An 11278-nucleotide genomic window follows, 5' to 3' on the forward strand; every position below is an offset into this window, starting at 1 on the left:
GGGACCAATCAGCATGGCAGCCAATTCAAGAAATCCAGAGCGAAAGTCACCGTCGCCAGCAGCGCCGCCGCCCTCGTTCTGTGAAGCGGCTTATAAGGCCCCATACCCAAACAAGTCAACAACCACACGCAAAGTTTTTTGACAGTTTTATAACACACTGATTCTGTTGGGGGAATTTCCGGGCGCCTCTGTGGAGCCATTTCGGCGCCACCGCGCGTCTCCCTGAACATCGGGCCAATCCACCGCCGGGCATCCCCCAAACGCCATTATCCGCACCCAAAACGCCCGATTTTCGGAACCGAACCCCTCTCCCATGTGTTTCTAGACGTGTTTCTATCGTCAGCAACAAAGGAGACAGCCCAATGGCTTCCAATACAGATGATGTGAGATCCGCCGTTAGCAAGGACATCAGCGCCCTGCAGCAGGAGGTCGCCCGTCTGCAGAAGATGATCTCGGCCCAGGGCGCGGAGGCCTATTACGAAGTGCGCGATCGCGCCGGCAAGGCCTATGAGGATATGGCGCCCCGCGCCAAGACCGCCGTTGCCCAGATCAAGGCCGAAGGCGTGGCCGCGGCGGACGCCGCCCGCGAGCATCCGGCCGCCACCACCACGGCGCTGGCACTTGCCGGCGCACTCGGCTTTCTCGCCGGCTATCTCTTAAGCGGCGCCCAGGCCGCCCCGCAGCGCCAGCAGTGGTGGCGATAGCATTCGTTAAAATTAGACATATCTAATTTGTTTACGGGCCGGATGATCCGAAGTATCATCCGGCCCGTACTACTTAGGTCTTAGAAAAACCCGTTTTTCAGGCCAATAATGGAGACTATAAAGAACGAGGGAGGACTGCTGATGATTGCCAAAGGATCGAACTGCATCGTCGAAGTCACAGTTGACGGAGCGCAGGGCCGCTTGGCGGTCGGTATTATGAACATGCGACAGGCTCTCGAACTTCCTGAAATGCCAAGCGTCTCTTATACCCATCCGGATCCCGCCAAGGCGGCAGCCGGTGTCACCATGAACCGCGAACAGCTTGCGGGCTTCGTGGCGCGTCACTGAGAGCGGTCGCAACCGCGATCCGCTCTCTATATATAAATGCGGCCAAGACAGGCGGCGCCACCGGCGCCGCCTCTTCTTTTTGGCTGAGCGACAGAGCCCCCTCCCCTCTTGTCCGGTCCTTCTTATCCCCGCGTTTTGCGCCCCCGCGTCTGGCATCCCCTCACCGTTCATGCCAGAAACGCCGATAACCCAGAAACGCCGATAACAAAGAGCAGAGGAACAGGCGATTGAGAGAGCGGCGCGCACCGCAAAGGCAGAACGGCCGCAACAGGCCTGAAGCCGTCGAGAGCAAGCGGGTGACCCTGCCGCGCGCTTTGTCCAAGCTCGGCTACTGTTCGCGGACCCAGGCGGAAAAGCTGATCGCCGACGGTCGCGTCACCGTCAACGGCCGCACCGTGCTCGACAGCGCCGCCTGGATCGACCTCTCATCCGCGAAGATCAAGGTCGACGGCAGCGATGTCGCCGCCGAGCCGATGACCTATCTGATGCTCAACAAGCCGCGCGGGCTGGTGACGACGCGCCACGATCCGGAAGGTCGCCCGACGGTGTTCGATTGCCTCAAGGATGTCGACACCCCGCATCTGTCGCCGGTCGGCCGGCTGGACAAGGCGAGCGAGGGCCTGCTGCTCTTCACCAACGACACGGTCTTCGCCCAGGCGCTGCTCGACCCGGTCACCCATGTCACCAAGACCTATCACGTCCAGGTCGATCGCGTCATGGAGCCCGAGATGCTGGCCGAGATGGCCTATGGCGTTCGCCACGACGGCGAACTCCTGAAGGCGACGGCGGCGACGCTTCTAAGACAAGGCGAGCGCAATAGCTGGATCGAAGTCGAGCTCGACGAGGGCCGCAACCGCCAGATCCGCCGCATGCTGGAAGCGCTCGGTACCGAATGCCTGCGGCTGGTGCGCGTGGCGATCGGTGATCTCCAACTCGGCGACCTCCCGAAAGGCGCGGTACGGGCTTTGACCGAAGCCGAGCTCAAGGCGCTGCGCCGCCGCGCCGGCATGGACACGACCAAACGGACCAGATGACATCATGACAGACAGCGCCGCCCTCGCCCCGCACGATTTCTGGCAGGAGCTGCACGCGCCCGGCACCTTTTCGATCGGGGGTGACTTCACATCCTTTTATGTCGCGACGCTGACTGACGGTCGCCAGCTCCGCCTGCCGCTTCGCCCGCTTGCCGATGGCGAGCACGCGCTTGCCTCGCTCATCATCAACCAGGCGAGCTTCGAAGTGCTGGACGTCTTGGCCGGGCAACTGGCGGACAGGCTGAGAGCCCTCGACATCGACGTCGTCGCCGGACTGCCGACGCTGGGACTGACGCTCGCCTCCGCCGTGGCGCAGAAGCTCGGGCACAAAAGATATGTGCCGCTCGGCACCTCCAGAAAATTCTGGTACCGCGACGACCTCTCCGTGCCGCTGTCGTCGATAACCACCCCCACCCAGCAGAAGCGCCTCTATATCGATCCGCGCATGCTGCCGCTGCTCGAAGGCAGGCGCGTCGCGCTGATCGACGATGTCATCTCGAGCGGCACCTCGATCGTCTCCGGCCTCAAGCTGCTGTCGGCCTGTTCCATCGAGCCTGTGGCGATCGGCGCCGCCATGCTGCAATCCGAGCGCTGGCGCACGGCGCTTGACGAGGCTGGCCCGCAATGGCTGAAGCGAACGGTCGCCGTCTTCGCCACCCCGATGCTTGAGCGCACCGGACAAGGCGCCTGGCGCGCGCCCGGGATCTGAGCCGTCGCCTCTAATATAGAGTGCGCCCCATTATAGACTGCGCTCTGCGCCCGCCCCTCTATACAGCGCGCCGCGAACCGCTACAGTCTCAGTCAACACGTAAAGCAGCGCATCAATCCGGAAGACCTGATGACCCCAGAACAAGCATGTCTGCTGATCCTGCTGATCGCGATGCTGGTTCTGTTTCTGATCGACCGTTTCAGGGTCGAGGTCGTCGCGATCGCCGGCCTTCTTGCCGGCTATGCGCTCGGGCTTTATCCGACCGATGCGGTCTTCGCGGGCTTTGCCAGTCCCGTGGTCATCACCGTCGTCGAGATCCTGCTGGTGGTCCAGGTGCTCGCACGCACCCGCTTCTTCGACAGGGTGTCGACAGCGCTTGCCAGTCGCGGCATGCGCGGCACCGGCGTCATTGCCATCCTGTCCGGTGTGACCGGCTTCGTCTCGATCTTCATGAACAACATCGGCGCCTTCTCCATCTCGCTGCCGGTGGCGCTGCGCGTCAGCGCCGTCAGCGCGATCCCGAAGCGCCAGCTGATCATGCCGATCTCGTTCGCCGCCCTGCTCGGCGGCCTCGTATCGCTGATCGGAACACCCGCCAACCTGCTGGTCAGCAATGCGCTTGCGGCCGCGACCGGTGAGAGCTTTCGCCTCTTCGATTTCGCCTATGTCGGCTTGCCGGTCGCAGCAGCGGGCATCCTGATGACGTCGGTGTTGGCGCCGCTGCTCTTCCCTGCGGATGGCGAGGACGATGAGACAGCGCCCGAAACGCCGCGCCGTCGCATGGTGGCCGAACGGCGCGTGCCCTTGGGCTCGCCGCTGATCGGCTCGAGCCTCGCCGATCTCCCCGCCCGCTTCGCGCTCAAGCCGCATGCGCTGCTGCGCAACGACGCCTTCGTCTTCGGATCCGCCGAACGCTCCATCATCGAAGCCGGCGATCTCCTCCTGGCCGAAGCCGACGATACGGTCCTTATCGACCTCGCGACATCGGGCGCGCTGCAGACGGATCATTGGCAGGCCGAAGCAAGCCGCGTCGAGGCTGTCGTCATGCCGGAGAGCACGCTGGTCGGCTCCCGCCTGCGCTCGCTCGAGGTCTTCTCTACGCGCGGCATCGCGATCAGCGCCCTATCCATGCGCTCCCCGCGCATCGAGGGACGCTTCGAGGATCTGCAGCTCTCGATCGGCGACGTCCTGGTGCTGGAGGGCGACCGCGCCGCAATCGCCGAGGCACTCGAGGAATGCGAATGTCTGCCGCTCGCCTCGCCGCCCGTTTCACCCTCATTCTCGCTGAGCTGGCAGCCCTTCGCGATCTTTGCCTGCGGCATCGCCGCGACCACGGTCGTGCGGCCCGATATCGCGCTCGCCGGCGTCGTCCTCGTGCTGGCGCTCTTCAACTACCTGAACATCCGCCAGGCGATGGCCGACCTCAACTGGCCCGTCATCATCATGCTCGCCGCGATGATCCCGATCGGCTCGGCGGTCGGCACCTCGGGGACCGCCGAAGTGATCGCTTCGGCGCTCGGCGCCATCCTGCCCGTATCGCAGCCGCTGGCGGGTATCGCCGTTGTGCTGTTGCTGGCGATCGCGCTGACGCCCTTCGTCAACAACGCCACCGTCGCCATCGTGCTGAGCCCCATCGCGATCGAGTTCGCGGCAGCCGGCCACCACCAGCCGCAAGCCTATCTGCTGGCAGTCGCCCTCGGCGCCTCGCTCGATTTCCTCACACCCTTCGGCCATCACAACAACACGCTCGCCATGGGCATCGGCAGCTACCGCTTTTCCGATTTCATCCGCGCCGGCCTGCCGGTGACGCTACTGAGCTACTTTTTGAGCCTGCTGCTTCTATATGTCTTCTGGGTTTGAGCCCCGCTTGCTTGACATCCCCGGCGATGGAACTACAGCAGGGGAAAGCCCCGATCATACCGACCCCGTAACCCAAAAGGACGGTCAAGCCCGTGCGTATTCTCCAAGAAGCCCATTTCCCGGAACTGCCGAATTACTACCGCGGCAAGGTGCGAGAAAACTACGACCTTGCCGATGGCAGCCGCATCATCATCAGCACCGACAGGCTGAGCGCGTTTGACCGTATCCTGACCTGCATCCCCTACAAGGGTCAGGTCCTCACCCAGACGGCGCGCTACTGGTTCGAGGCGACCAAGGATATCTGCCCCAACCACGTCATCGCCTATCCCGATCCGAACGTCGTCGTCGGCAAGCGCCTCGACATCCTGCCGGTCGAGATCGTCGTACGCGGCTATCTCGCCGGCACCACCGGCACCTCGATCCTCACACTTTATAAGAAGGGCGAGCGCGAGATGTACGGCATGCGCCTGCCGGATGGCATGCGCGACAACCAGAAGCTCCCCGAGCCGGTCATCACGCCGACAAGCAAGGAATTCGATGGCGGCCACGACGAGCCGCTGACGCCTGATCAGATCGTCGAAGGTGGTCTGCTGACACAGGCGCAGTGGGATACGCTGTCCAAATACGCGCTGGCGCTGTTTGCCCGTGGCCAGGAAATGGCGGCCAAGCGCGGCCTCATCCTCGTCGACACCAAATACGAGTTCGGCACCGACGAGAACGGCACGATCATCCTCGCCGACGAGATCCATACGCCCGACAGCAGCCGCTACTGGCTCGCCGACAGCTACCAGGCAAGCTTCGAGGCTGGCACGCGCCCGGCAAGCTTCGACAAGGATTTCGTCCGCGCCTGGGTGGCCGAGCGCTGCGATCCCTACAAGGACGAGATCCCCGAGATCCCGACCGATCTCATCGAGCAGACCTCGGCCGTCTATATAAAGGCCTATGAGGCGATCACCGCGCAGACCTTCGTGCCCGACGACACCGGCGCGACCCCGGTGGAGCGCGTGCGCACGAACCTCTCGCGCTACTTCCCGTAAGCGTTCGATCGCGCAAAGGCCTGCGACTTTGGCTTGCAGGCCCTTTCAATGTCGCGTTAGTTTCTGGAAACAGCGATGCCGGGCGAACCCGGCTGGAGAACTCATGGCACGAAGGCCAAGGCGCAAGGCCGAAGAGACCCGCGAAGACATTCTGACGATGGCCGAGCAGCTGTTTCGCCAGCGCGGCTTCGTCGCCGTCTCCATCGCCGATATCGCCGCGGCACTCGACATGTCGCCGGCCAACGTCTTCAAGCACTTTCATTCGAAGACCGCCTTGGTCGACGCGATCGCCGAAAGACATTTGAGCGACGTCGCCGACCGCTTCGTCGCCGATGACTTGCCGCCGCGCGAACAGTTGCTCCGCTTCGTGCTCAGGCTGCTCGACAGCCACCTCGAGGACATCCAGAAAAACCCCTACATCTTCGAAATGGTCCTCGTCAGCATCGAGGCCAAGATCGAGGCCGGCAAGCGATATCGCGAAAAGGTGATCCAGAAACTGGAGGTCATCATTCGCGAAGGTGTCGCGGAAGGCCGCTATCACTGCGCCGACCCGGCGCTTGCGGCAAGGACCGTCGCCGATGTGTTGGCGGGCGTGCTGCACCCGGTTCTGATCGTCAAGGACGACCGGGAGACGCTTGTCGAGAAAGCCCGCAATATCGTCGATTTCGCCGATGCCGCGCTGCAAAATAGCGCTTGCTAAGTGACGATTCATAACTTACGTCACTTTCTAAAGGCTTTGTTAATTCGGATCAGAGGCATTTGACTCCGGATCGTTTGTCGTGTGGCATCCCCGGCAGGCTTAGATCCGCGAGCCAGCGCATAGGGAATTGAACATGATACGTCGCTTTCTCCTCGTTTCCTCAGCTCTTGCCATCGGTGGCGTTCTTGCTGCCTGCAGCGACAGCGGCAAGACACCGGCCGCGGGCGCCGGCGGTGCCGGAGCGGCTCAGCAGGCGGCCGCCGTTGGCGTGATCACGCTGAAGAAGGGCGACTTCCCGGTTACGACGATCCTTCCCGGCCGCGCCGAGGCATTCCAGACCGCCGACATCCGTCCACAGGTCAGCGGCCTCATCCGCGACATCACCTTCCGCGAAGGCGGCGAGGTGAAGAAGGGCGACGTTCTCTACCAGATCGAAGACGCCCCTTACGTCGCGGCTGTCGCGCAGGCGCGCGCCGCGATCGCCAAGGCCGAGGCCAGCGTTCCGAGCGCGCAGAGCAATTTCGACCGCTACCAGCGCCTGGTCGGCTCGGGTGCCACGCAGATCGAGCTTGAGACAGCAAGAACCAACCTCCTGCAGGCCCAGGCCGAGGTGGAATCGGCGAAGGCCGCCCTTACGGCAGCCGAGATCGATCTCGACCACACCAAGATCGTCGCTCCCTTCGACGGCGTGATCGACCAGACGTCCTATAACGTCGGCAACGTCGTCTCCGCCAACCAGACCACGGCGCTGACCACCGTGCGCCAGCTCGACCCGGCCTATATCCTTCTGACGGAATCGAGCACCAACCTGCTTCGTCTGCGCAGCGCGATTGCCGATGGCGAGATCAAGGGCACCAGCGGCAACGACGCCTTCCGCCTGATCCTCGAAAACGGCAAGGAATACGGTGAGAAGGGAACGCTCGACATGTCGAAGTCGGTCGTCAGCGAAACGACGGGCACCTTCACCATCCGCGTGCGCTTCCCCAATCCCGACCGCATCATCCTGCCGGGCATGTATGTCCGCGCGACGCTGGAACTCGGCTCCGAAAACGGCTTCGCCCTGCCCCAGCTCGCGACCAGCCGCAATGCCAATGGTGAGCTGTCGGCGCAGTTCGTTTCCGCGGATGGCAAGGTCGAAAACCGTATCTTCGAAAACGCATCGCCATCCAACAATGCATGGCTGGTGACCGAAGGCGTCAAGGACGGCGATCAGCTGATCGTCTCCGGCCTGCAGTCGATCACCGCGGGCATGCCGGTCAAGCCGACCGAGATGAAGATCAATGACAAGGGTATCGTCGTGCCCGTGGCGCCTCCAGCCGCCGCCGGTGACGCGCAGAAGCCCGCCGCGAAGTAACGCGTCGATCATTGATCCGAGCCGTACAGGAATTAGCCAATGGCCAAGTTTTTCATCCGACGTCCGATCTTTGCGTGGGTCATAGCGATCACGATCATGCTCGCGGGCGTGCTGGCGATCTTCACGCTGTCGATCTCGCAGTATCCGGATATCGCGCCGACCACGGTGCGCATCAACGCCACCTATCGCGGCGCCAGCGCTGAAACCGTCGAGAAATCGGTGACGACGATCATCGAGGACGGCATGACCGGCCTCGACGACCTCACCTACATGACCGCGACCTCGTCCACCGGCTCGGCCAGCATCTCGCTGACCTTCGGCACGGCGGCCGATCCCGATATCGCCCAGGTGCAGGTGCAGAACAAGCTGCAGCTGGTGCAGTCTCAGCTGCCGAGCGACGTCATCGACGCCGGCATCAGCGTCACCCGCTCGACCTCCAGTATTCTTCTCGTCGGCGCGCTGGTCTCCACCGACGGCAAGCGCAACTCCGTCGACCTCGGCAACATTCTCTCAAACTCGATCGAGAAACAGGTACAGCGCCTGGAAGGCGTCGGCAGCGTCAACATCTTCGGCTCCGGCTACGCCATGCGCGTCTGGCTCGACCCCTACAAGCTGGTCAAGTATCAGCTGACGACGGGCGACGTGACCTCGGCGATCGAGGCACAGAACACGCAGGTATCCGTGGGTTCGCTCGGCGCCCAGCCTTCCGTCGAAGGCCAGCAGATGAACGTCACGATCACCGCGCAGAGCCAGCTGACCACCGTTTCCGACTTCGAACACATCATCTTGAAGGTCGAGAAGGACGGCTCGACGGTTCGCTTGAGCGACGTCGCGCGCATCGAGATCGGCCAGGAAAGCTATGGCGGCTCCTCGCGCTACAACGCCCAGCCGTCGAGCGGCTTCGCCGTCAACCTCGCGATCGGCGCCAACGCCATCGATACCGCCGGCCGTGTCCGGACCGCCCTCGATTCCATTTCCAAGGGCCTGCCCGAGGGCGTGGAGATCACCTATCCCTACGACACGACGCCCTTCGTCGAGCTGTCGATCGAGAAGGTCGTGCACACGCTGATCGAAGCGATCGTGCTCGTCTTCGTCGTTCTTCTGGTCTTCCTGCAGAACTTCCGCGCGACGCTCATTCCGACCATCGCGGTCCCCGTGGTTCTGCTCGGAACCTTCGGCATCCTTGCCGCGACGGGCTATTCGATCAACACGCTGACCATGTTCGCCATGGTGCTTGCGATCGGTCTGCTCGTCGACGACGCCATCGTCGTCGTGGAGAACGTCGAGCGCATCATGACCGAGGAGAAGCTGTCGCCGATGGAGGCCACCGAGAAATCGATGGGCGAAATCACCGGCGCCATTGTCGGCATCGCGCTCGTCCTGACGGCCGTCTTCATTCCGATGGCCTTCTTCGGCGGCTCGACCGGCATCATCTACCGCCAGTTCTCCGTCACCATCGTCTCGGCGATGCTGCTCTCGGCGCTGGTCGCCATCGTGCTCACGCCGGCGCTCTGCGCCACGATGCTGAAGCCGGTGCACGACCACAAGAAGAACCGTGCCAGCGAGTGGTTCAACCGCAACTTCACCCGCTCCACCAACGGCTATGTCCGCTCGATCGGCTACCTCCTGAAGCGTCCGTGGCGCGTCATGGTCGTCTTCCTTCTGATCGGTCTCGGCTGCGCCTATTTCTTCAACCGCCTCCCCACTTCGTTCCTGCCGCAGGAAGACCAGGGCGTGCTGCTCAATATCGTGACGACCCCTCCGGGCTCGACCACGCAGCAGACCCAGGCCGTCGTCGAAAAGGTCGAGAACTACTATCGCGAAAACGAAAAGGACGCCGTGCAGTCGGTGTTCGGCGCGCTTGGCTTCGGCTTCAACGGCTCAGGCCAGAACAGCGCGATCGTCTTCACCAAGCTCAAGGACTTCGGCGAGCGCACGGACGACAAGCTGCATGCGCAGGCCGTCGCCACCCGCGCGCTGGGCGCCTTCTCGCAGATCCGCGAAGCCCAGGTCTTCGCGCTGCTGCCGCCGGCAATCCAGGGTCTTGGCGTATCCAGCGGCTTCTCCATGTATCTCGTCGATACCGGCGGTCACGGCACCGAGGCGCTCGACGCGGCGTCCAAGCGCCTGATCAGCATGGCCAACACGAGCGGCAAGGTTGTTGCGCTCCGCAGCAACAACAAGGAAGTCGAGCCGCAGATGAAGATCATCATCGACCAGGAGAAGATCGGTGCCATGGGTGTCGACATCTCCGCGGTCAATTCGATGCTCTCGGTCATCTTCACCGGCCGCGACGTCAACGACTTCACGCTGAACGGCGAGATCAAGCCGGTCTACGTCCAGGGCGATGCACCCTTCCGCATGCAGCCCGACGACCTCGACCACTGGTATGCCCGCAACACCAACGGCGAGATGGTCCCCTTCTCCGCATTCACCCGCACGGAATGGGTGAAGGGCGCCCCGACGCTTGCCCGCTTCAATGCGGTGAGCGCCATCCCGCTCGACGGCGCGTCGGCACCGGGCGTCAGCTCCGGCGACGCCATGAACGCGATGGAAGAAATGACCGCGCAGCTCGGCGGCGGCTACACCGTCGCCTGGCAGGGCATCTCCTATCAGGAGCGCCTGTCCGGTTCGCAGGCCCCGATGCTCTACGCCATCTCGGTTCTGGTCGTCTTCCTTTGCCTCGCAGCACTCTATGAAAGCTGGTCGATCCCGTTCTCGGTCATCATGGCCGTACCGGTCGGCGTGCTCGGCGCGCTGGTTGCGGCGACCGTCTTCGGCCAGGCAAACGACGTCTACTTCAAGGTGGGCCTGCTCACGACAATCGGTCTGGCGGCGAAGAACGCGATTCTCATCGTGGAGTTCGCCAAGGACCGAATGGAGACAGGTATGGGCATCATCGACGCGACGCTCGAGGCCGCAAGGCTGCGTCTGCGGCCGATCATCATGACCTCGCTGGCCTTCATCCTCGGCGTCGTACCGCTGGCGATCGCCACCGGCGCGGGCTCGGCTGCGCAGAACGCGATCGGTATCGGCGTGCTTGGCGGCATGCTGTTTGCGACCGCACTCGGCATTTTCTTCGTGCCATCATTCTTTGTGGTTATCCGCCGCGTCTTCTCGCGACGTCAAAAAAATGAGGTATGAGTGTGACATATCTGCACTGTGATAAAGTGAGACTCATTGGTACATTGCCGCGAACTGCTTCGGGATGGTGTTTCTCGTTTCGAGCGAAGCGCGGCCGATAGTGAAGCGTAATGGCTTCTGACATGAATGATTTTTTGGTCGAGTTACAGGAAGATAGTTAATGGCGTCTTTTCGTTTTGCCTCTCCGGCATTGTTGCTATTGCTCGCGGGCTGTGTGAGCGGCCCGGATCATGTTCCCCCGGAGATGCCCCTCCCGGCCAAGTTCAATGAAGGCTCGGCCAAGGCCGATGGCGACGTCTCGACGGTCGCGTGGTGGACCGCCTATCGCGACACCCGCCTGAACGGGCTGGTCACCGAGGGCCTCAGTGAGAACCTGTCGATCCAGCAG

Annotated in this window: 9 protein-coding genes and 1 pseudogene; all 10 read left to right on the forward strand. The window is 62.8% G+C overall.

Annotated features, from left to right (window positions below; translation table 11 throughout):
• Positions 1-362: 362 nt before the first annotated feature.
• A complete protein-coding gene (locus tag J5286_RS17360; RefSeq protein ID WP_018902525.1) occupies positions 363-704 on the forward strand; it encodes a hypothetical protein in 342 nt (113 codons plus the stop codon).
• Between the two features lie 141 nt (positions 705-845).
• On the forward strand, positions 846-1052 hold the full coding sequence (locus tag J5286_RS17365) for a hypothetical protein (protein ID WP_018902526.1): 207 nt from the start codon (positions 846-848) through the stop codon (positions 1050-1052).
• 227 nt (positions 1053-1279) lie between these two features.
• Complete coding sequence (locus J5286_RS17370; RefSeq protein ID WP_209191458.1) at positions 1280-2086, forward strand: pseudouridine synthase; 807 nt, start codon at positions 1280-1282, stop codon at positions 2084-2086.
• A 4-nt stretch (positions 2087-2090) separates the two neighbouring features.
• Entirely contained in the window at positions 2091-2795 is a 705-nt protein-coding gene (locus J5286_RS17375) for a phosphoribosyltransferase (protein WP_209191459.1), read from the forward strand.
• Between the two features lie 129 nt (positions 2796-2924).
• Positions 2925-4655, forward strand: coding sequence for an SLC13 family permease (locus tag J5286_RS17380; protein ID WP_209191460.1), 1731 nt, complete (start codon positions 2925-2927; stop codon positions 4653-4655).
• Between the two features lie 92 nt (positions 4656-4747).
• On the forward strand, positions 4748-5692 hold the full coding sequence (locus J5286_RS17385; protein ID WP_209191461.1) for a phosphoribosylaminoimidazolesuccinocarboxamide synthase: 945 nt from the start codon (positions 4748-4750) through the stop codon (positions 5690-5692).
• Positions 5693-5795: 103 nt separating this feature from the next.
• Positions 5796-6392 carry a TetR family transcriptional regulator gene (locus J5286_RS17390; RefSeq protein ID WP_047515378.1) on the forward strand — a complete coding sequence of 199 codons (597 nt, stop codon included), beginning with the start codon at positions 5796-5798 and terminating at the stop codon, positions 6390-6392.
• A 133-nt stretch (positions 6393-6525) separates the two neighbouring features.
• On the forward strand, positions 6526-7746 hold the full coding sequence (locus tag J5286_RS17395) for an efflux RND transporter periplasmic adaptor subunit (RefSeq protein ID WP_209191462.1): 1221 nt from the start codon (positions 6526-6528) through the stop codon (positions 7744-7746).
• 39 nt (positions 7747-7785) lie between these two features.
• Positions 7786-10890: an efflux RND transporter permease subunit gene (locus J5286_RS17400; RefSeq protein ID WP_209215363.1), complete on the forward strand. Its 3105-nt coding sequence runs from the start codon at positions 7786-7788 to the stop codon at positions 10888-10890.
• 160 nt (positions 10891-11050) lie between these two features.
• Positions 11051-11278, forward strand: a pseudogene (locus J5286_RS17405) (efflux transporter outer membrane subunit); the annotation flags it as partial.

This window comes from Rhizobium sp. 16-488-2b (genome assembly GCF_017741815.1).
Lineage (GTDB): Bacteria > Pseudomonadota > Alphaproteobacteria > Rhizobiales > Rhizobiaceae > Rhizobium.

What these genes read in the sequence shown, in the direction of transcription:
- J5286_RS17390 (WP_047515378.1), top strand. Translation starts at nt 5,796, where the DNA reads ATGGCACGAAGGCCAAGGCGCAAGGCCGAAGAGACCCGCGAAGACATT.
- J5286_RS17395 (WP_209191462.1), top strand. Translation starts at nt 6,526, where the DNA reads ATGATACGTCGCTTTCTCCTCGTTTCCTCAGCTCTTGCCATCGGTGGC.
- J5286_RS17380 (WP_209191460.1), top strand. Translation starts at nt 2,925, where the DNA reads ATGACCCCAGAACAAGCATGTCTGCTGATCCTGCTGATCGCGATGCTG.
- J5286_RS17365 (WP_018902526.1), top strand. Translation starts at nt 846, where the DNA reads ATGATTGCCAAAGGATCGAACTGCATCGTCGAAGTCACAGTTGACGGA.
- J5286_RS17400 (WP_209215363.1), top strand. Translation starts at nt 7,786, where the DNA reads ATGGCCAAGTTTTTCATCCGACGTCCGATCTTTGCGTGGGTCATAGCG.
- J5286_RS17375 (WP_209191459.1), top strand. Translation starts at nt 2,091, where the DNA reads ATGACAGACAGCGCCGCCCTCGCCCCGCACGATTTCTGGCAGGAGCTG.
- J5286_RS17360 (WP_018902525.1), top strand. Translation starts at nt 363, where the DNA reads ATGGCTTCCAATACAGATGATGTGAGATCCGCCGTTAGCAAGGACATC.